The sequence below is a fragment of the Nocardia sp. NPDC058519 genome, from assembly GCF_042719755.1.
In the GTDB taxonomy this organism is placed as follows: Bacteria; Actinomycetota; Actinomycetes; order Mycobacteriales; family Mycobacteriaceae; genus Nocardia.
Map to the genome: position 1 here is coordinate 284,346 of NZ_JBHXNK010000002.1, position 23,922 is coordinate 308,267.

Consider the following 23,922-nt stretch of genomic DNA (forward strand, 5'->3'; position numbering starts at 1 on the left):
CGCGAAGTCGACGCGAACTCCCCGGTCAGGGCAGCAGCGGGACCAGCGCGTCGAGCACCCGGCTGGCCAGCAGCGCCTTCGATCCGTGATCGAGGGCCTGTTCGGTGCCGTCGGCGCCGAGCAACCAGCCGTCGTTGGTGTCGACCTCGAACGCCTTGCCCTCACCCACCGCGTTGACGACGAGCAGATCGCAGCCCTTGCGCGCCAGTTTCGCGCGCGCGTGGGTGAGCACGTCGCCGTTGTCGTCACCGGTCTCGGCGGCGAAACCGACGATCGCGGTACCGGCGAGCCGTCCCTCGGTGCGGGCGTCGACCAAGCCGGCGAGGATGTCCTCGTTCTTGGTCAGCGGGATCACGTCGGGTTCGTCGGCGCCCTTCTTGATCTTCGCGGCGGCCACGTGTGTCGGACGGAAATCGGCGACCGCGGCCGCCATGATCACCGCATCGGCGCCGAGCGCGTGCTTGTCGACCGCGGTCTTGAGCTGGTCGGCGGTGGTGATGTGGACCAGTTCGACCGCGGCGGGCGGCGCGAGCTCGATGGTGTTGCCCGCGATCAACGTCACCTGGGCGCCACGCTGGGCGGCGACCCTGGCCAGGGCATAGCCCTGCTTGCCGGAGCTGCGGTTGCCGAGGAAGCGCACCGGGTCGAGGGGTTCCCTCGTACCACCGGCGGTGATCACCACGCGGCGACCGGTCAGGTCGCGAGGCAGCGCGTCGGCACGTTCGAGCAGCAGCGAGGCCAGACCGAAGATCTCCTCCGGTTCGGGCAGCCGTCCGGGACCGGTATCGGTGCCGGTGAGCCGACCCGAGGCGGGTTCCATCACGTTGGCGCCGTGCGCGCGCAAGGTCGCGACATTGGCCACCGTCGCCGGATGCTCCCACATCTCGGTGTGCATCGCGGGCGCGAACAGCACCGGACATCGGGCCGTCAGCAAGGTGGCGGTGAGCAGATCGTCGGCGCGCCCCTGTGCGGCGCGCGCCATCAGATCCGCGGTGGCGGGGGCGATGACGACGAGATCGGCCTCCTGGCCGATCCGGACATGCGGCACCTCGGGCACGTCGGCGAACACCGTGGTGTGCACCGGCTGCCCGGACAGCGCCTCGAAGGTCGCCTTACCGATGAACTGTAGAGCCGACTCGGTGGGAATCACCCGCACCTGGTGTCCGGTCTCGGTGAAACGGCGAACGAGGGCACACGCCTTATAGGCGGCGATGCCCCCGCCGACCCCGACGACGATCCGCATGGTCTTCTACGCCTCCGGACTAGAGATTGTCACTCGCCCTCGGTGTGTTCGAGCAGGTCGGAGTGAATTTCGCGCATGGCGACCGACAGCGGCTTCTCCTGCAGACCCGGCTCGACGAGCGGGCCGACGTACTCGAGGATGCCGTCACCGAGCTGGTTGTAGTAATCGTTGATCTGACGGGCGCGCTTGGCCGCGTAGATCACCAGGGCGTACTTGGAGGACGTGCGCTCGAGCAGCTCGTCGATCGGGGGGTTGGTGAGGCCGATCGGAGTGTCGTACGCGGGTACTGCGGTGATGTCCGTGCTCACTAGGGGTGACTCCTGCGGGTTAGTGGGTCAAGAACTCGAATTTGTGCTAACGAACAACGATACCAACTGCTCACAAGCGGTCGTTACCTCGCTGTTCACGATGACCGTGTCGAACTCGTCACAGGCCGCCAATTCGACCCGGGCCGTCTCGAGCCTGCGCTCGATCACCTCGGGCGTCTCGGTGCCGCGTGAACGCAGCCGCGAGACCAGTTCTTCCCAGCTCGGCGGCGCGAGAAACACCAGCAGTGCTTCCGGCATCGCCTGCCGGACCGACCGTGCACCGGCCAGGTCGACTTCGATCAGTACGGAAAGTCCGCTCGCCAGCGCTTCTCGCACCGGGGCGGCGGGGGTGCCCGATCGCTGCAACCCCCCATGGATGTCTGCCCATTCGAGCAATTCGTCCGCCGCGATCATGGCGTCGAACTCGACTCGGGAAACGAAGCGGTAGTCGAGACCGTCGACCTCGCCGGGACGGGGGTCCCGCGTCGTGGCCGACACACTGAAGACCAATTCGGGCAGGCGTTCCCGCACGCACCGCACGACCGTGGATTTACCCACGGCCGAGGGGCCGACCAGTACTACCAGCCGGCCCTTCCGCGTGTTTTTGTCCACCAGACTTTAGGCGTCGAAGTCGAAGCGGGTGAGCAGCGCGGCGCGCTGCCGGGCACCGAGACCACGGAGACGACGCGTAGGCGCGATCTCCAGCTCGGTCATGATCTCCGCCGCCTTGACCTTGCCCACCTTCGGCAGAGCCTCGAGCAGCGCAGAAACCTTCATCTTGCCGAGAATCTCATCGGACTCGGCATCGGTGAGGACCTGCTTCAGGTTCGTTCCACCGCGCTTCAGGCGCTCCTTGAGCTCTGCCCGAGCGCGGCGAGCGGCAGCCGCCTTCTCCAGAGCAGCGGCGCGCTGCTCATCAGTCAGCTGGGGAAGGGCCACGGGTTCCTCCGTCTCATCGTTCATTGCCAGATCTACCGCCGGTTACCCGGACGGTCTGTGCGACCGTACCCACGGTGCGCGCCGATTGCGAACCCGACCCCCAGGTCAGGGCAGGATTACGAATGCCGTATGGCGCGCGCGGACCCGATGCGGTGACGGCTGATTCCAACGTCTCGATCGTACAGCCGAATTACTGAAATGCATCCCCACCTGCGGTTATACCGATATGGGCGATGATAGCCACCAGGTAGCGCGAGGGCCGCGTGCCGCCCTGGCAAACCCGGTGGCGCGCGACCAGCGGGTTTCCTGAAAAAGCCCGCGTGTCGCACGATTTCGTACAGCGTGTCGTCAAGATCGGGCACGAAACTCGTCGAGAACCGCACCCGACGCGGTCGCCACAACCTCGTCGATCCAGTCCGGAATCGGGGCCGCGCGGGCGATGTAATCGCGGACAAGACCGTACGGAATCGCCTTCACGGCGGCGCCCGCGATGGCCATCGATCGGTCGTCGGCGATCCCGAATTCGGTCACGACGGCAGTCAGCAGGGCGGCGTTCATCCCGTCGTTGACGCCGGCGATCGCGGCCCGCAGATCCTCGGCGCCGACCTCGAGGAGTTCGTCGCGATGGAACATCTTCATCGCCCGCGCCTCGGTGGGGTGCGCGCGGCAATAGCGCGGCAGGAACATGGCGGCGGACAGCAGTGGCGCGGGGCCGGTCAGTGCCGTGACGAAGCCCTCGTGGAAGCGGCGGATCGACCGCAGCCACAGGCGGGCGAGCAGTTCGTCACGTGAGGCGAAACGCACATAGATCGACCCCGAGTGCACACCGGCGGCCGTGCCGATCGCCGTGATGGCGGGCCGGGTGATCGCGGGGTCGGCGAGCAGATCGCGGGCCGCGTCGAGCACCTGATCGTCGGTGAAAAGGCGGGGTCTTGCCACCGGATCAGCCTAGTGGCACAGTTTATGAATATGGATTCAAGAACAAGATTCCCGCTCGCCGGTGCGCTGCTCACCTTCATCGGCACCGCCCATACCGCCCTCGGCGTCGCGCTGTTCTTCGCCGCCGATCAAGATGTCGAGCTCACCTTCTGGTTCACCGAGTTCGGCGTGGTCAGCATCGGTTTCGGCATCGCGATCATCGCGCTGGAGCGCGCGCTGGGGTATGTGCCCGGCGCGGTGCTGCTCGTGCTCGGCGCGGTCACGGTGTCCGGCCTGGCGTTCATGCCGCTGTCGGGGTTCCTGACGGTGCTGGCGCCGCTCGGCATCGGCGCGTTCGGCTGGTGGCGGGCCAGGAACGAGCGGGTCGCGGCCTGAGCGGTCACCCCTGCGCCGCACCCGCCCGCAGGTGCTCCAGGATGGCGAGCACCCGCCGGTTGTGTGCCTCGCCGGCCGGTAGGTCCAGCTTGGTGAAGATCGCGTTGATGTGTTTCTCGACGGCGCTGCGGGTGACGTAGAGCTGTCCGCAGATCGCCGCGTTGCTCAGGCCCTGCGCCATGAGTTCGAGCACCTCGCGTTCGCGCTCGGTGAGCCGGTGCAGCGGCGAGTCGGCGCGATTGTGCAGCAGGAGCTGGCGAACCACCTCCGGGTCGAAGGCGGTGCCGCCGGTACCCACCCGGTCGACGGCGTCGAGGAACGAGCCGATCGCGGCGACCCGGTCCTTGAGCAGGTAGCCGATGCCGCCGGTGCCGGTGAGGAACTCCGCCGCGTGCCTGCGCTCGACGTACTGTGACAGCACCAGGATCGCGATTCCCGGCTGGTCGCGGCGGATCTCCAGCGCCGCTCTGATCCCCTCGTCGACATGGTCGGGCGGCATCCGCACATCGGCGATGACCAGGTCGGGCGGGCGCACCCGCACGGCGGCCAGCAGTTCGGTCGCGGTGCCGACGGAGTCCACGATCTCGTGACCCTCGGCGGTGAGCAGCTGCGCCAGGCTCTCGCGCAGCAGCGCCGAGTCCTCGGCCAGGGTTATCCGCACGGAACCTCCACGGTGATGATCGTCGGGCCGCCCGGCGGGCTGTCCACTGTCATGGTGCCGTCCAGCGCGGTGACGCGGGTGGCGATGCCGGTCAGGCCGTGTCCGGTGGGGTCGGCACCACCTTTTCCGTCGTCGCGGACACGCAAGCGCACTGTGCGGCCGTCGCGCTCCACCGCGACCTCGACGGCCGTGGCTCCGGAATGTTTGATGGCGTTGGTGATCGCCTCGCTCGCGGTGAAATAACAGGCCGATTCGACCGGCCGGGGTGCGCGTTCATCGAGGTCGACGGTCAGTCGCGTCGGCACCGGGGTGCGGTCGGCGAGGGCTTCGAGGGCGGCGCGCAGGCCGTCGCGGGCGAGCATGGCCGGGTAGATGCGCCAGGAGACCTCGCGCAATTCGTCGAGGATGTGCCCGGTCTCGGCGATCGCACGCCGTCGCAGGTCGGCGCGCCCGTCCTCGTCGGCCGCCCGGTCCATCCGGCCGAGCAGGATCGACAAGGCGACCACCCGCTGTTGCACACCGTCGTGCAGATCGCGTTCGATACGCCGCCGTTCGTCGTCGATCACCTCGACCACCTCGGCGCGGGTGGTGGTGAGCTGGGCGACCCGCTGAGCCAGTTCGTCCTGGCCAGGGCGCGTGCTCCGGCGCAGGCACCAGGCTTCGGCCCGCACCACCCCGAGCAAACCCTGCACGGCGAGGAAGCCGAGCACCGCGCCGGGAAGTGCGAGCACGGTGACCGTCGCCCAGGTGACCTGCCCGGGTTCGGTCGCGTCGATGATCGGCACCGCGGCGCCGGTGCTCGCGCCGTAGACCACGGCCACCGCGACGACGACCCCCAACCCCGACAGGGCGAGCACCAGCACGCCGAGCACGCCGACCAGCGCGCGGACCGCCAGATATCCCGCGGCTCGCGCTCCGCTCGGCGCGCCGTTCGACCGCACGCCGAGCAACCGGGTGAGACGCCGGTGCTCCCCCTGGGCGATCCGGTCGGTGAGGTTCGCGGCGATCGGCGTGGCGAGCACACCGAACAGGTCCAGCGGCACGGTGAGCACGCCGAGCAGATATCCCGCGACAGCGGCGGCGACGCGTGACGATCGCGCCGTGGAGGTGCTCATCGCCCAATTCTCGCGAATCTCATCGGCCGGTGCTCGGCTGCGCCTGCCGCTGACGCACGCGCCGGACGACGAACACCGTCGCGGCCACGAGCACGGCGACGATCACGGCCTTCTGCAGGATGCCCGCGTAGGTCTCGACGACGTGCCAGTTCTCGCCGAGAAAGAAGCCCGCGAACACGAAGTCCGCGTTCCACAACAGGCTGCCCGCCGTGGTCAGCAGCGTGAAGCGGATGAGGGGCATGCGTTCGACGCCCGCGGGGATCGAGATCAGGCTGCGGAAGATCGGGATCATCCGGCCGAAGAAGACTGCCTTGTCGCCGTGGCGGGCGAACCAGTCCTCGGTGCGGTCCAGGTCGGACAGTCTCACCAGGGGTAGCCGGTCGACGATGCGGCGCAGGCGGTCGCGGCCGAGTGCGGCACCGAGACCGTAGAGGGCGAGGGCACCGACCACCGAGCCCAGGGTGGTCCACAGCAGGACCTCGGCCAGGCTGAATCGCCCGAGGCCTGCAGTGAAGCCTGCCAGCGGCAGGATCACCTCGCTGGGCAGCGGGGGGAAGAGGTTCTCGAGTGCGATCGCGAGGCCGGCGCCGAAGCCACCGAGCTGTTCCATCAGCTGTACCGCCCACCCGGCGATGCCGGTCAGTTCGGTCGAATTCCCTGTCGTATCCATGCTTTCGACGCTAGGTAGCCGGGACCCCGCGATCAGTAGCGTCAACCCCCCGGTTCGACGCGGCGCGACCGCAGCTCGGGGGTGGGGTTTTCCGCACCCCTGTCGCGGGGCGTACACCATCGCTGCGGGCCGGACGCGTCCCTAGCGTCGAAAGGTATGCGACAGAAACTGTTTCGGGCCTCTGTGGTCGTTGTGGGCACCGTGCTGGCGGCCACACTGATGGCCGCTCTGGTCCTCGTGACGGCACGGTGGCGGGTTGTCGGGGATACGGTCGAGGCCACCGCGCGCTGGAACGACACCGATGTGGTGTTGCGAGTCTCCGACGGCGAGCGGCAGCGCGAATGGCAATACGAGGGCAGCGCGGCCGGGCAGGCGAGCACGCCGGGACCGCACAGCAGGTTCCGGATCGGCAGCATCACCAAGACCTTCGTCGCCACCGTCGTGCTGCAACTCGTCGACGAGGGCAAGGTCACGCTGGACGGTTCGATCGCCGCGCACCTGCCAGAGCCGATTCCCGGTGGCGACCGGATCACGGTGCGGCAGTTGATGAATCACACCAGCGGGCTCTACGACTACATGAAAGAGCCGGGCATGTCGACGAACCGGTGGCGCGGCGACGACCGGTTCCGCACGCACGCACCGCGTGATCTGCTCGCCACCGCGGTGCGCCACGACCCCTATTTCGCACCGGGCGCCCGCTTCCGGTACTCGAACACCAACTACATCGCCCTCGGCCTGCTGATCGAGCACGTGACCGGGCACCGCTACGGCGACGAGATCCGCGACCGTGTCCTCACACCGTTGCGGTTGACCGCCACCACAGTGCCGGGCGAGGACCCTCGCGTCCCCGCGCCCGCCCTCACCGCACACCGTGACATCGACGGTGCGGGCCGGGTGGACGTGACCGAGATGAACCCCTCACTGGACTGGGCCGCGGGCGAAATGATCTCCACCACAGCCGATCTCGACGCCTTCTTCGCGGCACTGCTCGGTGGGCGTCTGATGAGCCCCGCCGCGCTGGACCGGATGCGTGAGACGGTCCCGATGGGCATGGGCTTCCACTACGGCCTCGGCCTGCAGCGTTTCGAACCACCGTGTGGTGCCGACCTGTGGGGGCACGGCGGTGAACTGCTCGGCTACGTCTCGTACGCGTTCCGGTCGACCGACGGACGATCACTGACGATGGCGATCGGCTCAGCGGCCTCGTCGGACGCACTGTCGATGTTCGCCACGGTCACGGCAACGTACTGCCTCGCCTGAACATCCTTCGTCACCATCGATCTGTGTGACCGCGGTCGGCGACTTCGCCTGATTCGGCGGCGCGACCGACGACGAGGCCGGGGCAGCGTTTCGCTACCCCGGCCGGTCGTCGTGTTCTCAACGCTGCAGGAAGGCGAACTCCTCTTGCAGCTGAGCCGTCTTGTCGCACAGCGCCGTCACCGACGGGCCCGCGTTGAGCACCTCGCGCGAGACCGCCGGTACGGCGGCGGCGAAGTTCGCCTCGGTGACCAGGGCGCGGATGGAGTCCGCTCCCCCGCCTTGCGCGCCCACACCGGGCATCAGGATCGGGCCGTTGAGGGCCGACAGGTCGGGTGCCTCGGTGAGTGTCGCACCGACGACCACGCCGACGGAGCCGAAACCGGACCCGGCGTTGCGGGCCGCGGCCTCGTCGACCATCGTCTGCGCGATGGTGCGCCCGTCCGCGGCGGTGATCCGTTGCAGTTGCGCCCCTTCGGGATTGGACGTCGCCGCGAGCACGAACACTCCACGGTGATTGTCCTGCGCCAGGCTCAGCGCCGGGTCGAGGGACCCGAACCCGAGGTACGGCGAGACCGTCACGGCGTCCGAACCCAGGGGCCCGTCGCCGAGCCAGGCATGCGCGTAGGCATCCATCGTGGAGCCGATATCGCCACGCTTGGCATCGGCCAGCACCAGGGTGCCCGAGGCCCGCAGCACCGAGATGGTGCGCTCGAGCACGGCGATGCCGCCGGAACCGTAGGTCTCGAAGAACGCGACCTGCGGCTTCACCAGGGCGACCCGACCGTCGAACGCCTCGACACAGATCTCGGCGAAAGCCTCCAGCCCGTCGACGTCTTCGGTGAGCCCCCACGCCCGCAGCAGGGCGGGGTGGGGGTCGATGCCGACGCACACTGGCCCGAACTGCCGCATGGCGTGCTGCAACCGGTGACCGAATGTCATGTCAGCCACGCAGTTTCGAGTGCAGTTCCTGCAGCGAGCGCACCCCGATGCCACCGTTGATGCTTGCCTCGATGCCCTGCACCGCCGCGGCAGCGCCCTGCACGGTGGTGATGCACGGGATGTTCGCGCCCACCGCGGCGGTGCGAATCTCGTAGCCGTCAACGCGGGGGCCCGAGTTGCCGTAGGGGGTGTTGAACACGATGTCGATCTCGCCGTCGCGGATCTGCTCCACGATCGAGGCTTCCGGCATGCCGGTGGCCGGATCGGTGGCGTCCGGGTCGGAGTGCTTGCGCACCTGTTCGCACGGAATGCCGTTGCGGCGCAGGGTTTCCGCGGTGCCCTCGGTGGCGAGGATACGGAAGCCCAGGTCGTGCAGGCGCTTGATCGGGAACACCATGGCGCGTTTGTCGCGGTTGGCGATCGAGACGAACACGGTGCCCTCGGTCGGCAGCGAGCCGTAGGCGGCGGCCTGGCTCTTGGCGAACGCGGTGCCGAAGTCGGCGTCGATGCCCATGACCTCGCCGGTGGACTTCATCTCCGGGGAGAGCAGCGAGTCGACGCCGGAGCCGTCGGCGCGACGGAACCGGTGGAAGGGCAGCACGGCTTCCTTGACCGCGACCGGCGCGTCCAGGGGCACGTGGCCGCCGTCGCCCTCGGGCGGCAGCATGCCTTCCTTGCGCAGGTCGGCGATGGTGGCGCCGAGCATGACACGCGCGCAGGCCTTTGCGAGGGGCACGGCGGTGGCCTTGGAGACGAACGGAACCGTCCGGCTCGCGCGGGGGTTGGCTTCCAGGACGTAGAGCACGTCGTCCTTGAGGGCGTACTGCACATTGAGCAGGCCCTTGACGCCGATGCCCTTGGCCAGCGCGATGGTGGAGCGGCGCACGGCCTCGATGTCGCTGCGGCCCAGGGTGATCGGGGGCAGCGCGCAGGCGGAGTCACCGGAGTGGATACCGGCTTCCTCGATGTGTTCCATCACGCCGCCGAGGAAGACCTCTTCGCCGTCGCACAGCGCGTCGACGTCGATCTCGATGGCGTCTTCGAGGAAACGGTCGACCAGCACCGGGTGGTCCGGGTTCAGTTCGGTGGCGCGGGAGATGTAGCCCTCGAGGGACTGCTCGTCGTAGACGATCTCCATGCCGCGCCCGCCCAGCACGTAGGACGGGCGGACCAGCACCGGGTAGCCGATCTCGTTGGCGATCTTCTTGGCCTGCGCCACGGTGGTGGCGGTGCCGTACTTGGGCGCGGGCAGTCCGGCGGCGACGAGCACGTCACCGAATTCGCCACGGTCCTCGGCCAGGTCGATCGCGGCGGCGGAGGTACCGACCACCGGCACGCCCGCGTCGGTGAGCCGCTGTGCCAGACCCAGCGGGGTCTGGCCGCCGAGCTGCACGATCACACCGGCGACGGTGCCCGACTCGGCTTCGGCGTTGTACACCTCGAGGACGTCCTCGAAGGTCAGCGGCTCGAAGTAGAGCCGATCGGCGGTGTCGTAGTCGGTGGAGACGGTCTCGGGGTTGCAGTTGACCATCACGGTCTCGTACCCGGCAGCCGAAAGCGTCTGTGCCGCATGCACACACGAGTAGTCGAACTCGATGCCCTGACCGATGCGGTTGGGGCCCGAACCCAGGATGATGACCTTCTCGCGCTCGCGCTGCGGCGCGACCTCGGACTCCGCACCGGGGTCCAGCTCATAGGTGCTGTAGTGGTACGGAGTCTTGGCCTCGAACTCCGCGGCGCAGGTGTCGACGGTCTTGTAGACCGGGCGCACCGCGAGGCGGTGGCGCAGCGACCGCACACCCGACTCACCGGCCAGCTCGGGCCGCAGGGCGGCGAGCTGACGGTCGGACAGGCCGTAGTGCTTGGCGCGACGCAGCAGATCCTCGTCGAGGACGGGCGCGTCGAGAACTTCCTGACGCAGCTCGACCAGGCCGAGCACCTCGGCGACGAACCACGGGTCCACGCCGGAGGCCAGCGCGACCTCTGCGACGCTCGCGCCGAAGCGCAGCGCCCGCTCGACCTTGTAGATGCGACCCTCGGTCGGCACGCGCAGGTCGGCGAGAATGGCTTCGATGGCCTCGCGCACCGACGCCGGATCGCTCGGATCCGTCGCAGCCCACTGGCCGTCGTCGGTGGTCCAGAAGCTGGCGGCCTTGGTCTCGAGCGAACGCAGCACCTTGCCGAGGGCCTCGGAGAAGTTGCGGCCCATCGACATCGCCTCACCCACCGACTTCATGGTGGTGGTCAGCGTGGCGTCGGCGCCGGGGAACTTCTCGAACGCGAACCGCGGCGCCTTCACGACGACGTAGTCCAGCGTCGGCTCGAAGCTCGCCGGGGTCTCGCCGGTGATGTCGTTGACGATCTCGTCGAGGGTGTAGCCGATCGCCAGCTTGGCGGCGATCTTGGCGATCGGGAAACCGGTGGCCTTCGACGCCAGCGCCGAGGAGCGCGACACACGCGGGTTCATCTCGATGACGATCAGGCGGCCGTCGGCCGGGTCCACCGCGAACTGGATGTTGCAGCCGCCGGTGTCGACGCCGACCTCGCGCAGGATCGCGATGCCGAGATCGCGCATCTTCTGGTATTCCCGGTCGGTGAGGGTCATCGCAGGGGCGACGGTGACCGAGTCACCGGTGTGCACACCCATCGGGTCGACGTTCTCGATCGAGCAGACGATGACCACATTGTCGTTGCGGTCGCGCATGAGCTCGAGTTCGAACTCCTTCCAGCCGAGGATGGACTCCTCGATCAGGACGTTCGCGGTCGGCGATGCGGCCAGGCCGCCACCGGCGATGCGGTCGAGGTCTTCCTCGTTGTAGGCCATGCCGGAGCCGAGGCCACCCATGGTGAACGAGGGGCGAACGACCACCGGGTAGCCGAGGTCGGCGACGGTCTCGCGGACTTCGTCCATGGTGTAACAGACGGCGCTGCGGGCACTCTCGCCGCCGACCTTGGCGACGATGTCCTTGAACTTCTGCCGGTCCTCACCGCGCTGGATGGCGTCGAAGTCGGCGCCGATCAGCTCGACGTTGTACTTCTGCAGCACACCGTTCTCGTGTAGCGCGACGGCGGTGTTGAGCGCGGTCTGCCCACCGAGGGTGGCCAGGATCGCGTCGGGGCGTTCCTTCTCGATGACCTTCTCGACGAACTCCGGGGTGATCGGCTCGACGTAGGTGGCGTCGGCGAATTCCGGGTCGGTCATGATGGTCGCCGGGTTGGAGTTCACCAGCGAAACGCGCAGTCCTTCGGACCGCAGCACCCGGCACGCCTGGGTACCGGAGTAGTCGAATTCGCACGCCTGGCCGATCACGATCGGGCCAGAGCCGATCACCAGGATGTGCTTCAGATCCTCGCGGCGAGGCATCAGGCTCCTTCCATGAGACCGGCGAAACGGTCGAACAGGTATGCGGCGTCGTGCGGGCCTGCGGCGGCCTCGGGGTGGTACTGCACCGAGAAGGCGCGGCCGTCGATCAGCCGCACACCCTCGACGGTGCCGTCGTTGGCGCAGATATGGGAGACCTCGGCCTTACCGAACGGGGTGTCGAACACCTCGCCGCGCTCGCCTTCCAGGGCGAAGCCGTGGTTCTGGGCCGTGATGGAGACGCGGCCCGTGCCCTCTTCGATCACCGGGATGTTGATGCCGCGGTGGCCGAACTTCATCTTGTAGGTCGAGCGGCCAAGCGCCCGGCCCAGGATCTGGTTGCCGAAGCAGATGCCGAACAGCGGGATGCCGCGCTCGAGCACACCCTGGGTGAGCGCGATCGCGCCGACCTGGGTGGCCGGGTCGCCGGGGCCGTTCGACAGGAACACACCGTTGGGGTTCAGCGCGAGAATGTCGTCGAGGGAGGTGTTCGACGGCACCACGTGGGTGCGCACGCCGCGCTCGGCGAACATGCGCGGGGTGTTGGTCTTGATGCCCAGGTCGACCGCGACGACGGTGAACTTGTGCTCACCCACCGGATCGATCGTGTACATCGCGTCGGTGCTGACCTCTTCGGCGAGGTCGGCGCCCAGCATCGAAGCCTGGCCGCTGACCCTCGCGAGGAGCTCCTCGTCGTTGGCCAGCGCGGCACCGGAGAAGATGCCTGCCTTCATCGAACCGCGGCTGCGCAGGTGGCGGACCACCGCGCGGGTGTCGATGCCGGCGATGCCGACCACGTCCTGGCGGTCGAGTTCGTCGGTCAGCGTGCCGGTGGCGCGCCAGTTGGAGGAGACTCGCGAGGGGTCGCGCACGGCGTAACCGGCGACCCAGATCTTGGCGGACTCGTCGTCCTCGTCGTTCCAGCCGGTGTTGCCGATCTGCGGGGCCGTGGCCACCACGATCTGGCGGGCGTAGCTGGGGTCGGTCAGGGTTTCCTGGTACCCGGTCATCGCCGTGCAGAACACGGCCTCACCGAGCGTCTGGCCCTCGGCACCGAAGGCGGTACCGCGGAATACGCGGCCGTCCTCGAGCACCAAGGCTGCTTTCACTGTCATTCGTCGTCTCCCGTCGTCGCCCTGGTGGAATCCGCTGCCCCGGCCGTCCATGCCGGGTACACCGTCTTGTCGTCACCGCGGAAACCGGTATCGATCTCGGTTCCCGTCGGCAGTGTCCAGCGAATTACCAGCACACCATTTTCTGTCATCACTTTGCCCGCGTGGCCGCGCTCGGTACGCACGGCTGTCACCGATTCCTGCGGAATCCAGATCACCGTGGCGCCGTCGCGTTCGAGCAGAATTCCGCGTTCGAACCGCGTCAGTTCGGCGGTCGCCCGGAATCCCAGGTCACCGACCGCGATCCGGTCCTGCCAGCTGGGCGCGATGGTGCTGCCCAGGTACATACCGGTGGTCGGTTCCAGTAGTTGTGCGCCCAGTTCGGCCGGCACCGTCGGCAGTTCGCCGATGCGTGCCTGCTGCCGCGTGGCCTTCTTCTGCCATGCCCGGTACATCAGCCACAGGCATGCAACAAAAAATGCCAGCAGCCCGACTACCCACAGCGTTCTTTCCACGTCCTGGCCTCCCTAGATCCCGACCGCCTTGCCCTCGCGGGCAGTTACCCGGCCGCGCAGCACGGTGGCTGTGACCTCGGCCGGGAACGTCATGTCCTCGAACGGTGTGTTGTTCGAGATGCTCGCCAGTTCGGCGCCGCGCACCGTCCACTCGGCGTCGGGGTCGATCAGCGTGAGGTTGGCGGGCTCGCCCACCGCGATCGGGCGGCCGTGGTCGTCGAGGCCGACGATCGCGGCGGGCTTCTCGCTCATCACCCGGGCGACACCGCGCCAGTCGAGCAGGCCGGGCTCGACCATCGTCTGCACGATGATCGACAGCGCCGTCTCGAGGCCGAGCATGCCGGGGCGAGCGGCCGCGAACTCGCAGCACTTGTCCTGTTCGGCGTGCGGGGCGTGGTCGGTGGCGACGCAGTCGATAATGCCGTCGGCCAGCGCCTGGCGCAGGGCGGCCACGTCGGCGGATTCGCGCAGCGGCGGGTTCACCTTGTTGACCGCGTCGTAGGTTTCCAGTCGCGAGTCGTCGAGCAGCAGGTGGTGCGGGGTGACCTCGGCGGTGATCGAGATGCCCTGGGACTTGGCCCATTTCACCAGCTCGACGGTGCCCGCGGTGGAGGCGTGGCAGATGTGCACGCGGGCGTTCGCATCGCGAGCGAGCAGCGCGTCGCGGGCGACGATCGACTCCTCGGCGGCACGGGGCCAGCCGTGCAGTCCGAGGCGCGCGGCATTGGGGCCCTCGTGCGCGATGGCACCCTTGGTCAGGCGCGGCTCCTCGGCGTGCTGGGCGATGAGAACGCCGAGGGAGTTCGCGTATTCGAGGGCGCGGCGCATGATCAGCGGGTCGTCGACGCAGTGGCCGTCGTCGGAGAACATCCTGACCTGGCCGATACCGGCGGCCATGGTGCCCATCTCGGCGAGCTGCTTGCCCTGCAGGCCGACCGTGACGGCACCGACCGGGAACACGTCGACGAGGCCGACTTCCTGGCCGCGACGCCACACGTGGTCGGTGATCACCACCGAGTCGGCGACCGGACTGGTGTTGGCCATCGCGAACACCGCGGTGTAACCGCCCAATGCGGCTGCGGCGGAACCGGTTTCGATGGTCTCGGTGTCTTCGCGGCCGGGTTCACGCAGGTGCGTGTGCAGATCGACGAAGCCGGGCAGCAGGATCTGGCCGTTGCCCTCGATCACGTCGGCGTCGCCGGAGGCCGTGATGCCCGTGCCGATCTCGGCGATGATGGTGCCGCGCACCAGCACGTCGACGGGGTCACCTTCGCCGTAGGGCTTGACGTTCTTGATCAGCAGCTCACTCATACCGTTTCCTCCTGACCGACGAGCAGCCGGAACAACACGGCCATCCGCATGTGCACTCCGTTCGAGACCTGCTGCAGCACAGCCGATTTCGGCGAATCCGCGACCGCCGAGGCGATTTCCATACCGCGCAGCATCGGGCCGGGGTGCAGGACCACCGCGTCGTCGTCGAGCAGTGCGAGCCTGCGCTCGGACAGTCCGTAGTTGATCGAATATTCGCGGGCCGACGGGAAGAACCCGCCGTTCATCCGCTCGGCCTGCACGCGCAACATCATCACCGCGTCGGCACCGGGCAGTTCGGCGTCGAGGGAGCTCGAGACCCGGGCGGGCCAGGCCTCCACGCCGACGGGCAGCAGGGTGCGCGGCGCGACCAGCACCACTTCGGCGCCGAGAGTATTGAGCAGCGAGACGTTGGAGCGGGCGACCCGGCTGTGCAGGATGTCGCCGACCAGCACGATCCGCTTGCCTTCGATATCGCCGAGGCGCTGACGCAGGGTGAGTGCGTCGAGCAGGGCCTGGGTGGGGTGCTGGTGGGTGCCGTCTCCGGCGTTGATGATCGACGGGGCGGCGCGGTTCTCCTCGCGGGCCCACTGCTCCATCCAGCGTGCGATCTGGTGCGCGGCGCCCGAAGCCGGGTGGCGCACGATCAGCGCGTCGGCGCCTGCGGCGTGCAGGGTGAGCGCGGTGTCGCGCAGCGATTCACCTTTGGAGACAGAAGAACTCGACGCACTCACGTTGATCACATCGGCGCTCATCCACTTGCCCGCGACCTCGAAGGACACGCGGGTGCGGGTGGAGTTCTCGTAGAACACCGTCATCACGGTGCGGCCGCGCAGGGTCGGCAGCTTCTTCACCTCGCGGCCGAGCAGGGCCTGTTCGAAGCGTTCGGCTTCATCGAGGAGTTCGGTGGCGGTGCCGCGATCCAGGTCGGCGACCGTCAGAAGGTGCTTCACGCCTCCACCTCGCTGGCGCTCGGCTCCGGCGTGAACCACTGGGTGGCTCTGTCCATGGTTCGGTCGCTACGCTCCCTCACTGCTCCTGTCCTTCCTGATGCAGATACACGCCGTCACGACCGTCGTGCTCGACCATGAGCACCGAGATGTCCTCGGCGCGCGAGGTGGGCACGTTCTTGCCCACGTAGTCGGCGCGGATCGGCAGCTCGCGGTGGCCGCGGTCGATGAGCACGGCCAGCTGCACGGCGCGGGGGCGGCCGAGGTCGCGCAGGCCGTCGAGGGCCGAGCGGACTGTGCGGCCCGAGAACAGCACGTCGTCGACGAGGACGACCAGGGAGTTCTCGATGCCGCCGTCGGGGACCGAGGTGCGCTCGAGCGGGCGGTGCGGGCGGCTGCGCAGGTCGTCGCGATACAGCGTGATGTCGAGGGAGCCGAGCGCGGGACGCACACCGGAGAATTCCTCGATCTTGTCCGCCAGCCGGTTCGCCAGAGTGGTGCCGCGGGTGGGGATTCCCATGAGAACCACCCGCGGTGCGTCGGCGTCGCCGGAATCCAAAGCGGTCTTCTCGATGATCTGATGCGCGATACGCGCTACGGTCCTGGTTACGTCCGATGGCGACAACAACTCGCGGCCGGCTGCCACCCACTCCGGGGTGTGCCGCTGCGATGTTTCGCCCGCGCCGGTTTTGGCCGCCCGTTCGGGCACAGCCATGCCGACCTCCTTCCCCGCCTCACCGGACGGTCCGTTAAAGGATGCCTAACTCGCCCGTCAGCCTATCAGCGCCACCGAGTGCCTTTGACCAGGTAGGCCCACCTGTGAGCGCGACCACGGACCGCCGATGGACGACCGCTGCCGTGTCGGCGATCACATGCGCGCCGAAAGTCCAGTGAGCGCGCATGTTTCACCGCCACGCACCGCCGCCGTGACGGCCGGCGCGAACCGGTCCGTGATCGCCTTCACGTCGTCGGGACGGCCTTGATAACTGCCGCCGCCCGGCGCGAATGGTTCGCCTTCGATCACACCCGCTCGGCGAGCACGACACCGACTGCCGGGTCGTTCACCGCCACGTCTCGGCCGAGCGGAACGACCATGTCGTCCCACGCGCGGAACCGGGTGCGCCAGCCGTGCTCGACGAGCCACTGCTCCCCCGGCCGCCCCGCATCCAGCGGTGGGGTCTGCGCATCATCGTCACCGCCGACGAGTCGGCGGAGTTCGGCGTAGGGCGCGGCGTCGGGATCGACCGCGAACCGGCTGAGGCCGAATCGGCTCCCGGGCGCGGACAGCGCCGTCAGTGTCGCCACCGTGCCGAGGTGATCTTCGGGCGGGAGGTACGCCAGCGCGCCCTCGTCGATCCAGTGTGTCGGTCGGCCGGGGCGAAATCCGTGCTCGCGCAACGGGACAGCCCAGTCTGTTCGCAGGTCGATCGGCAGGACGTGCCGCCGCGCCGTCGGTGTGGCGTCCGCGGCGCGCAGCACCGGTTCTTTGAAAGCGAACAGCTCGGGCAGGTCGAGTTCGTAGACGGTGACGTCGGCCGGCAGACCGAGCCGGTAGGCGCGGGTATCGAGACCCGCGCCGAGCAGGACGATCTGGCGGCATCCGGCGGCGACAGCCTCGGCCACCTGATCGTCGACCAACCGAACGCCGACGGATCGGCCCGCGAAGAACTGTTCGGCTAGCGCCTCGACTCGTCGCCACCGCGCTGTGCCGCCCTCGGTACTCGCGAAATCGCGGCGCGCGGCGTCGACGAATGCCGTGGCGAGTGGGTCGTCGTAGAGCCGATCGGGCCTGCGCGACTCCTGCTCACGGATCAGCGCGACCCCGATCGCTGTCAGTGCCACCCCTGCGGTGGGCACATTCACCTGTGTCATCTACTCCTCCTGAAGAACTAACTTGCCGACCGGCTAGTGATCTCGGTCATGGTCCGAACGGTAGGCTCGCCCTAGCCGGTCGTCAAGCAAAGGAAAGCCCCGTGGACGGACGTCGTAGCGACACCAGGGAACGTATTCGCACGGTGGCGATGGAATTGTTCTCCGAGCGCGGCTACGAGAAGACGTCGCTGCGCGAGATCGCCGAGCGGCTCGGTGTCACCAAAGCCGCGCTGTACTACCACTTCCGGACGAAGGAAGACATCGTCGTCAGCCTGTCCGACGATCTGCGCCGCGGCATCGACGACATCGTCACCTGGGCTGAACAGGCTCCGCCGGGGTCCGAGCGCGCCGAGCAGATCCTGCGCCGCTACAGCGCGCTACTCCACAGCCTCGGCCGTGACATGGTGCGGTTCTGGCATGAGAACCAGCCCGCGTTCCGCGACCTCGGTTTCGGTGCGGGCCTGCGCTATCAATTCCGTGTCCTCGCCGATCTCATGACCGGCCCTGGCGCCACTCCGCTCGACGTCTATCACGCCCGGCAAGCGCTGCTCGCGATCAGCTGGAGCCTGTCGATGATGGGCGATCTCGAGCTGACCGACGACCAGATGCACACCGCCGCAACGGATATCGCGATCGATATTCTCGCCCGGATCCACTGACCGGTCACCGTCGGGCACCCGGAAACACGTTGCCGGGTGGAGGCGTGGTCGGCCATCATCGGTCATGACCATCGGCACCAGCGCCCATTCCGGCTCGACACCGCCGGAGCGGATCGAGCTGGGCGATCTCGTGCTGCGCCGCTGGCGAACCAGCGATCTGACGCGCCGGTTCGCCGCGCTGACCGCTTCACACGCCCACCTGCGCCCGTGGATGTCGTGGGCGGAGCAGCCACCGACGCTCGCCGGACAACGCCGATCGCTGCGGACCTCGGCCGCGTACTGGCCGACGCCCGACGGCGGCTATCTGTACGGGATCTTCACCGCGAGAGGCGAGGTGGCGGGCGGCATCGGACTCCACGACCGGATCGACCCCGGCGCCCTGGAGATCGGTTACTGGTGCCACGTCGCCCACACCGGCCGGGGAATCATCACCCGCGCCGCCCACGCACTGACCACCACCGCGCTGGCCCTCCCCCATATCGGTCGCGTCGAAATCCATTGCGACGCGGCCAATGTCCGCAGTGCGGCGGTGCCGAAGCGGCTCGGATACGACCTGGTCAGCACTGCCACACGCCCGCGCACGGCACCCGCCGACTCCGGTATCGGAATGGTCTGGGCGACAACAGGCTGCCGTTCGGACGGCCTGTGAGGTCGCTTGTCGGCCGATGACCCACGGACTAGACTGTGACGCGCACCACATCGCGACGGTGAGTTCGTACCGCCGCCCAGAGCGATCGTGATCCGATCGGAGCGCCGGGTCACGGTGTTCGATCGCGACCCGCCGTTCGCTGGGCCGGGCCCCAGTCACTCCACTCCCGCTCGACCGCGCAAGGAGATGACCGCCATGACGGTTGCCGTCGAACTCGACTTCCCCGGCTCGACCCTCGAACAGTACGACCAGGCCCTGGCGAAGATGGGCTTCGTGCACGGCAGCTCGGGCGGCCCCGGCCTGCTGTTCCATCTGGTCAGAAAGACCGACAACGGGTTCCACGTCACCGATGTCTGGGAATCCCCCGAGCAGTTCCAGAGCTTCGCCGAAACCACCCTCGGCCCCATCGGCATGGAAGTGGGCATGCCCAACCAGCCCACCATCGAAATCCACGAAATCTACAACTATCTGGCCCAGGGCAACTGACCTCGCCGATTCGCCGCCGAGGTCAGCGTTCCTCGTGTGCCACATGCCATATCCCACCCTCTATACGCACCCGTATATGTGCCGATACGCTCGGATTTGTACGGTTCCGTATAGAGGTTGGGAGTCAGCTATGGAACGGCCGAGTGTGAATCGGACGATCAAGTGGGCAGGGCGGGTCATCGCGATCATCGGCATCGGGCATCTCACGCTCGGCATGCTGGCCAGCTGGTCCTATTTCGATGACTGGCTGTCGTTGGACCTGTGGGGGCATTGGTGGGAGGACACCGGTGCGGCCAACGCCTTCTGGGCCAACCCCGCCGGGTTCGGCTGGCCACTGTTCATTGTCGGACTGCTCGTTGTCTGGATGGAACGGAACGGGATCGTTCCGCCGCTCTTCCTGGCCTGGATGGTGCTCGGCTGGGGCGTGATGTGTGCCGTCGTCGTCGAGCCGACCCCGGGACCGATCGTGGTGGTTGCCGCGGTCATGCTCCTGCGCGGAATCCGCAGCGCCGCTACACCTGCCGGAAGACCATCGCCGGACCTGGTATCCCGCGCATGATCGAGTCGAACCGTCACAGCGGCGCGGGCGGTTCCGGCGCAGCCTGACGGGTGGGCAGCGCACTGATCGTCAACGCCAGCATGACCAGTGCGATGCCCGCGAGTTCCAGCGCGGTGGGCCGTTGCGCGAGAGCGATCGCGCCGACGACGGTCGCGGTCGCCGGGAGCAACGCGAGCAGCAAGGCGAATCGCGCACGGCCCACCGCGGTCAGCACCACCTGATCCAGCGCGTACGGCACCGCGCTCGACAGCACGCCGACGCCGAGTCCGAGCAGCCAGGTCCGCGGGTCGGCGAACACCGCGGCGTCGATCGCCAGCTGCGGGATCAGCACGAACGGCGCCAGCAACACTGCCGCGGCCGCCATGCCGACAGCCAGGGAATCCTGGCCGTCACCGGTGTCGGCGACGCGTTTGCCGACCAGGATGTAGGCCGCCCACAGAACGGCCGAGGCGAGCGCGAAACCCACCCCGACCGGCTCGACGTCGAGTTGCACACCGGCCAGCAACACCACCCCGACCGCCACCAGCGCCACAGCGAGCAGGTCGCGCGCGCGTCGCGAGCCCAGCGTCGCGACGGCGACCGGACCGAGGAATTCGATCGCGACGGCGGTGCCGAGCGGGATGCGCGCGATCGCCTCGTAGAACACGATGTTCATCGACACGGTGACGATTCCGAAGCCCGCCGCCGTCGCGATGCCCCGCCGCGTCCAGCGGGTTCGCCACGGGCGCCGCCACGCCAGCAACGCCACCCCCGCCGCGGCGGCGCGCAGCCAGGCGACGGTGGCCGGTTCGGTGGTGTCGAACAGGAATACGCCGAGGGCCGCGCCCACATATTGCGAGGTCGCCGCGACGATGAACACCATCGGCACCGACCAGCCGGGTAGCGAGCGCGTCGCCGACCGTTCGGTTGTCGAGATCGAATTCATCCCAGGAGTAATCCACAGAAGGGCACGGATTTCAACGCGCCGCGGACTTCCCGCGTCGGCGCGATTACTGGACGCCGAACCACTTGGTCAGCGCCGCACGCATATCGGCTGCGGCGGTGTCCGATGGCTCGTCGATCGTCGCCGCCCAGGCGATGTGACCATCGGGGCGGATCAGGAGAGCATCGGCCGGGCGATCGACAGTCTTGGCCGAGTGGATCTCGACGCGCGGCGCCCACTCCCCGACGATCTCGCGCAGGTCGGCGCGGTCGGCCAGGTCGAGGAAGATCGGTCGCGCGGCGTGCATGAGTTCGGCGACGGTGGTGCTGCCCTGGTCGGTGTCCAGGATCAGATCGGGCACGAAAGTGCCGGTGAGCGAACGGTTTCCGGGTTCCGGGTAGCGCAGATCGGCGCCCGCCACGAGGGCTCCCATGCGGCGCAGCGCGGGTTCGTCGGAGAGGAGTTCCTGGAACACCGCGCGCAATGCCTCCGCGGCGGGATCCTGGCCATGGCGCAGTGCCGCCTGGGCGCGGGTCTGCAGCAGTGCGCGGCCACCGGCGAAGTGACGTTCGGAGTGATAGGTGTCGAGCAGGTCCGCCGGCGCCCAACCGCCGATGTCGGCGGCCAGCTTCCAGGCCAGGTTCACCGAATCGGTCATGCCGAGGTTCATCGCGGCACCGGTGGCGGGCAGCAGGTGGGCGGCGTCACCGGCCAGGAAAACCCTGCCCACCCGGTAGTTCTCCGCCTGCCGGTCCTGGAACTGGTAGCGCGACAAGCGAGTCGGCGCGCCCAGCGGAACCTCCGCGCCGAGCACACGCCGCACGCTGTCGCCGAGTTCGGCCATGGTCAGCGGTTCGTCGTTGTCGTATTCGGCTTCGTCGTTCTCGGTGGTCTGGAAGAACATCACCCGGTCCTCGGTGCTGACCCGTCCGAGCGCGAACACCCCGTTGTCGGTGCGGGTGAATCCCGGATCGATCCGGCCGAGGCCGGGTACCTCGATCCCGCCGTCGGCGAGCACGGTCACCGACTCGTGCACTGCGACCACCGCCAACCGGTTGACCTCCGGATAGGTGCTGCCGGGGAATTCGATTCCCGCCAGTTCGCGGATCCGGCTGCGGCCACCGTCGCAGCCGACCAGGTAGCGGGCGCGCACCCGGTACGGCCCGTCCGGCCCGTTCACCTGCGCGATCACCGCGTCGTCGTCCTGGGTCACCGCGACCACCTCGTGTCCGCGCCGGATCTCGGCGCCGAGGTCGACGGCGTCCTCGGCGAGGAGCTCCTCGACCCGCGCCTGCGGAATCGCCATGGCGTGCATCGGAGTTTCGTCGAGACCGGTGAAGTCGAGGTACACACCGCCGAAGGGGAAGATCGGCTTCGGACTCGGGTCGCCGCTGACCGCCGTCATCCGGTCGAGCAGTCCACGGAAGCGCAATACATCCAGAATCCGCCCACCGAGACCGCTGGCCTTCTGCGCGGTACCGGGCTGTTCCCGGCGTTCGAGCACCAACGGCCGTACCCCGGTCCGACCCAGCTCCCCCGCGAGCATCAATCCGGCGGGCCCGGCGCCGACAACGATCACGTCGGTGGTCATCTCTTGCATGTTGTTGTCACTCCCGAATGTGGCTGGTCCCTGCATTGCCCAGCGATTGTGCAGCACCACCGGGGCCTTGCCGCAAGCCCCCGGGTGAGCTATAAGTTAGAAGGGGCAACGAGTGTGTCGGCCGCGTCAGCCGGTCCCGGACAGCGCCATCCCCGCCCCGACTCCGATGATCATCAGCCCGCCGGTGCTGCCGACAGTTTCCAGTCGACGCGGAGAACGCACGAACCACGAACGCGCCGTCGCCGCGAGCAGCGCCCAGCAACCATCCGACAGCGCTTGGATCGTCAGGAAGATCGCGCCGAGGATCAGCAACTGCGCGGGCAGCCCACCTTCGGCCGGAACCGCGAACTGCGGAAGGACCGCGCCGAAGAACACGATCGTCTTGGGGTTGGTCACGCCGACGATGAATCCCTGCCTGAGCACCCGACTTCCACCGATACTCGGGGCTTTCGATTGCAAGGCCGCCGCCAGCTCCTTCCGCTGCCGGATCGTCGCGATGCCCAGATAGATCAGATACCCGGCTCCGACGATCTTCACGAGCAGGAACAACGTCGCCGAGGCCATCAAGATCGCACCCAAGCCCACCGACACCGCGACCAAGGGTACGAACGATCCGGCGACGGCACCCGCGACCGACAGCACAGCGGACCGGCGCCCCAGCGTCAGTGCTCGACCGATCGCGAACAGCACGTTCGGACCTGGAATCACGATGATGATCAGGGAGGCAACGGCGAAGGCCGCGGCATTCGACAGCGGAACCATCTGTCGAAGCGTAGCCGCCGTCGATCGTGCGCCGCGGCGGAATCCGGTGACGCTGCGGCTCAGGGAGCGCGCAGCACCGAACGAACCAATTCCGCTATGCCCGAGCGTAAACGGTCGACCTCCCCCGCCCTGGCCAGTTGCTGAGCGAGTTCCCCGCCGACCGTCGAAAGCAACAGCGCGCCAACGGTGTCGGCGTCGATGTCGGGGCGGGCCTCGCGTAAGAGGGTGCTGATGTGCTGTGCCCAGAAGGTGTGGAATTCGGCGCTGCGGGGATGTGGCGGCATCGCCTGGTAGGCCGCGATCAGTTCCACGTCGTCGGTGACCAGGCTCGTCATGGCGTCGAAGAAGGCGAGTAGCCGGTCGGTCGCCGGTGCGCCCGGCCCCAGGGGCGGTGGGCCGGTCGAGACCGCCGTCATCAGCCCGGCCGCACCCTCGGCGACGAGCTCGTAGAGCAGGCCCGCGCGGCTACCGAACCGGTGGAAGATGGTGCCCTTCCCGACGCCTGCCGCTGCCGCCACCCGATCCATCGTCACCCCGGCCGCGCCGTGTTCGGCCAGCAGCGCGGCGGTGGCGTCGAGGATCGCTCGACGGTTGCGCGCGGCATCGGCGCGTTCGGTGGGACGTCGGTCGGTCATCGCACCCGCTTTCTCGGCACCCGCCGATCCGTTGACAAGTTGACCGACGGTCCATATCGTTCGAGATATCTGGACCGACAGTC

The 23,922-nt window shown here is 68.3% G+C and carries 27 protein-coding genes; 6 read left to right on the forward strand and 21 right to left on the reverse strand.

Features of this window, described 5'->3' with window-relative positions; translation table 11 throughout:
* Nucleotides 1-25: 25 nt before the first annotated feature.
* The 5 genes from coaBC to ACFWPK_RS03745 form a co-directional block, all read right to left on the reverse strand.
* Nucleotides 26-1,243: a bifunctional phosphopantothenoylcysteine decarboxylase/phosphopantothenate--cysteine ligase CoaBC gene (coaBC, locus tag ACFWPK_RS03725; protein WP_378912997.1), complete on the reverse strand. Its 1,218-nt coding sequence runs from the start codon at nucleotides 1,241-1,243 to the stop codon at nucleotides 26-28.
* Between the two features lie 29 nt (nucleotides 1,244-1,272).
* Complete coding sequence (gene rpoZ / locus ACFWPK_RS03730; protein WP_056810542.1) at nucleotides 1,273-1,551, reverse strand: DNA-directed RNA polymerase subunit omega; 279 nt, start codon at nucleotides 1,549-1,551, stop codon at nucleotides 1,273-1,275.
* Nucleotides 1,552-1,578: 27 nt separating this feature from the next.
* Nucleotides 1,579-2,163 carry a guanylate kinase gene (gene gmk, locus ACFWPK_RS03735; protein WP_056810544.1) on the reverse strand — a complete coding sequence of 195 codons (585 nt, stop codon included), beginning with the start codon at nucleotides 2,161-2,163 and terminating at the stop codon, nucleotides 1,579-1,581.
* 6 nt (nucleotides 2,164-2,169) lie between these two features.
* Nucleotides 2,170-2,490 carry an integration host factor, actinobacterial type gene (gene mihF / locus ACFWPK_RS03740; protein ID WP_056815410.1) on the reverse strand — a complete coding sequence of 107 codons (321 nt, stop codon included), beginning with the start codon at nucleotides 2,488-2,490 and terminating at the stop codon, nucleotides 2,170-2,172.
* A 348-nt stretch (nucleotides 2,491-2,838) separates the two neighbouring features.
* Entirely contained in the window at nucleotides 2,839-3,429 is a 591-nt protein-coding gene (locus ACFWPK_RS03745; protein WP_378912999.1) for a TetR/AcrR family transcriptional regulator, read from the reverse strand.
* A 30-nt stretch (nucleotides 3,430-3,459) separates the two neighbouring features.
* On the opposite strand from ACFWPK_RS03745, the gene ACFWPK_RS03750 reads away from it, so the two are divergent.
* A complete protein-coding gene (locus ACFWPK_RS03750; protein ID WP_378913000.1) occupies nucleotides 3,460-3,804 on the forward strand; it encodes a DUF6463 family protein in 345 nt (114 codons plus the stop codon).
* Nucleotides 3,805-3,808: 4 nt separating this feature from the next.
* On the opposite strand, the gene ACFWPK_RS03755 is transcribed toward ACFWPK_RS03750, so the two are convergent.
* From ACFWPK_RS03755 to ACFWPK_RS03765, 3 genes are read right to left on the reverse strand one after another with little or no spacing between them, the layout of a single operon-like run.
* Nucleotides 3,809-4,465, reverse strand: a complete 657-nt coding sequence (locus ACFWPK_RS03755) for a response regulator (RefSeq protein WP_378913001.1) — start codon at nucleotides 4,463-4,465, stop codon at nucleotides 3,809-3,811.
* Nucleotides 4,456-5,580, reverse strand: coding sequence for a sensor histidine kinase (locus tag ACFWPK_RS03760; protein ID WP_378913002.1), 1,125 nt, complete (start codon nucleotides 5,578-5,580; stop codon nucleotides 4,456-4,458). Before ACFWPK_RS03760 ends, ACFWPK_RS03755 begins: the two co-directional genes overlap by 10 nt.
* A 19-nt stretch (nucleotides 5,581-5,599) precedes the next feature.
* Nucleotides 5,600-6,250 carry a DedA family protein gene (locus ACFWPK_RS03765; RefSeq protein ID WP_378913003.1) on the reverse strand — a complete coding sequence of 217 codons (651 nt, stop codon included), beginning with the start codon at nucleotides 6,248-6,250 and terminating at the stop codon, nucleotides 5,600-5,602.
* A 156-nt stretch (nucleotides 6,251-6,406) separates the two neighbouring features.
* On the opposite strand from ACFWPK_RS03765, the gene ACFWPK_RS03770 reads away from it, so the two are divergent.
* Nucleotides 6,407-7,510 (forward strand): serine hydrolase domain-containing protein, encoded by a 1,104-nt coding sequence (locus ACFWPK_RS03770; RefSeq protein WP_378913004.1) that lies wholly within the window; start codon nucleotides 6,407-6,409, stop codon nucleotides 7,508-7,510.
* Between the two features lie 117 nt (nucleotides 7,511-7,627).
* Here the strand turns inward: ACFWPK_RS03770 and pyrF are convergent, their stop codons facing one another.
* The 9 genes from pyrF to ACFWPK_RS03815 all read right to left on the reverse strand — a co-directional run bounded on the left by pyrF (nucleotide 7,628) and on the right by ACFWPK_RS03815 (nucleotide 17,567).
* Nucleotides 7,628-8,449 (reverse strand): orotidine-5'-phosphate decarboxylase, encoded by an 822-nt coding sequence (gene pyrF, locus ACFWPK_RS03775; protein ID WP_378913005.1) that lies wholly within the window; start codon nucleotides 8,447-8,449, stop codon nucleotides 7,628-7,630.
* 1 nt (nucleotide 8,450) lies between these two features.
* The gene (carB, locus tag ACFWPK_RS03780) at nucleotides 8,451-11,813 is read right to left on the reverse strand and encodes a carbamoyl-phosphate synthase large subunit (RefSeq protein WP_378913006.1); all 3,363 of its coding nucleotides are present in this window, start codon (nucleotides 11,811-11,813) and stop codon (nucleotides 8,451-8,453) included.
* Entirely contained in the window at nucleotides 11,813-12,925 is a 1,113-nt protein-coding gene (gene carA, locus ACFWPK_RS03785) for a glutamine-hydrolyzing carbamoyl-phosphate synthase small subunit (protein WP_378913007.1), read from the reverse strand. The genes carB and carA overlap by 1 nt, the downstream gene beginning before the upstream one ends.
* Complete coding sequence (locus ACFWPK_RS03790) at nucleotides 12,922-13,437, reverse strand: transporter (protein WP_378913008.1); 516 nt, start codon at nucleotides 13,435-13,437, stop codon at nucleotides 12,922-12,924. Before ACFWPK_RS03790 ends, carA begins: the two co-directional genes overlap by 4 nt.
* 12 nt (nucleotides 13,438-13,449) lie before the next feature.
* Entirely contained in the window at nucleotides 13,450-14,748 is a 1,299-nt protein-coding gene (locus ACFWPK_RS03795) for a dihydroorotase (protein ID WP_378913009.1), read from the reverse strand.
* Nucleotides 14,745-15,698: an aspartate carbamoyltransferase catalytic subunit gene (locus ACFWPK_RS03800; RefSeq protein ID WP_378913010.1), complete on the reverse strand. Its 954-nt coding sequence runs from the start codon at nucleotides 15,696-15,698 to the stop codon at nucleotides 14,745-14,747. The genes ACFWPK_RS03795 and ACFWPK_RS03800 overlap by 4 nt, the downstream gene beginning before the upstream one ends.
* A 76-nt stretch (nucleotides 15,699-15,774) precedes the next feature.
* Nucleotides 15,775-16,410: a bifunctional pyr operon transcriptional regulator/uracil phosphoribosyltransferase PyrR gene (gene pyrR, locus ACFWPK_RS03805; RefSeq protein WP_378627016.1), complete on the reverse strand. Its 636-nt coding sequence runs from the start codon at nucleotides 16,408-16,410 to the stop codon at nucleotides 15,775-15,777.
* 153 nt (nucleotides 16,411-16,563) lie between these two features.
* Complete coding sequence (locus ACFWPK_RS03810; RefSeq protein ID WP_378913011.1) at nucleotides 16,564-16,719, reverse strand: hypothetical protein; 156 nt, start codon at nucleotides 16,717-16,719, stop codon at nucleotides 16,564-16,566.
* Complete coding sequence (locus ACFWPK_RS03815) at nucleotides 16,716-17,567, reverse strand: SAM-dependent methyltransferase (protein ID WP_378913012.1); 852 nt, start codon at nucleotides 17,565-17,567, stop codon at nucleotides 16,716-16,718. The genes ACFWPK_RS03810 and ACFWPK_RS03815 overlap by 4 nt, the downstream gene beginning before the upstream one ends.
* Nucleotides 17,568-17,668: 101 nt before the next feature.
* Between ACFWPK_RS03815 and ACFWPK_RS03820 the strand changes: the two genes are divergently transcribed.
* From ACFWPK_RS03820 to ACFWPK_RS03835, 4 genes are all read left to right on the forward strand, one after another.
* The gene (locus tag ACFWPK_RS03820; RefSeq protein WP_378913013.1) at nucleotides 17,669-18,226 is read left to right on the forward strand and encodes a TetR/AcrR family transcriptional regulator; all 558 of its coding nucleotides are present in this window, start codon (nucleotides 17,669-17,671) and stop codon (nucleotides 18,224-18,226) included.
* Between the two features lie 64 nt (nucleotides 18,227-18,290).
* Nucleotides 18,291-18,875, forward strand: a complete 585-nt coding sequence (locus ACFWPK_RS03825; RefSeq protein ID WP_378913014.1) for a GNAT family N-acetyltransferase — start codon at nucleotides 18,291-18,293, stop codon at nucleotides 18,873-18,875.
* Between the two features lie 195 nt (nucleotides 18,876-19,070).
* The gene (locus tag ACFWPK_RS03830) at nucleotides 19,071-19,361 is read left to right on the forward strand and encodes a hypothetical protein (RefSeq protein WP_378913015.1); all 291 of its coding nucleotides are present in this window, start codon (nucleotides 19,071-19,073) and stop codon (nucleotides 19,359-19,361) included.
* A gap of 130 nt (nucleotides 19,362-19,491) precedes the next feature.
* Nucleotides 19,492-19,920 (forward strand): DUF6463 family protein, encoded by a 429-nt coding sequence (locus ACFWPK_RS03835; protein WP_378913016.1) that lies wholly within the window; start codon nucleotides 19,492-19,494, stop codon nucleotides 19,918-19,920.
* Nucleotides 19,921-19,933: 13 nt separating this feature from the next.
* Here ACFWPK_RS03835 and ACFWPK_RS03840 read toward each other — a convergent pair whose 3' ends face one another.
* The 4 genes from ACFWPK_RS03840 to ACFWPK_RS03855 form a co-directional block, all read right to left on the reverse strand.
* Nucleotides 19,934-20,845, reverse strand: coding sequence for a DMT family transporter (locus tag ACFWPK_RS03840; protein ID WP_378913017.1), 912 nt, complete (start codon nucleotides 20,843-20,845; stop codon nucleotides 19,934-19,936).
* 64 nt (nucleotides 20,846-20,909) lie between these two features.
* Nucleotides 20,910-22,433 carry an FAD-dependent monooxygenase gene (locus tag ACFWPK_RS03845; protein ID WP_378913018.1) on the reverse strand — a complete coding sequence of 508 codons (1,524 nt, stop codon included), beginning with the start codon at nucleotides 22,431-22,433 and terminating at the stop codon, nucleotides 20,910-20,912.
* Between the two features lie 135 nt (nucleotides 22,434-22,568).
* Nucleotides 22,569-23,204, reverse strand: coding sequence for a LysE family translocator (locus ACFWPK_RS03850; protein ID WP_378913019.1), 636 nt, complete (start codon nucleotides 23,202-23,204; stop codon nucleotides 22,569-22,571).
* Between the two features lie 59 nt (nucleotides 23,205-23,263).
* Nucleotides 23,264-23,839: a TetR/AcrR family transcriptional regulator gene (locus tag ACFWPK_RS03855; protein WP_378913020.1), complete on the reverse strand. Its 576-nt coding sequence runs from the start codon at nucleotides 23,837-23,839 to the stop codon at nucleotides 23,264-23,266.
* Between the last annotated feature and the right edge of the window lie 83 nt (nucleotides 23,840-23,922).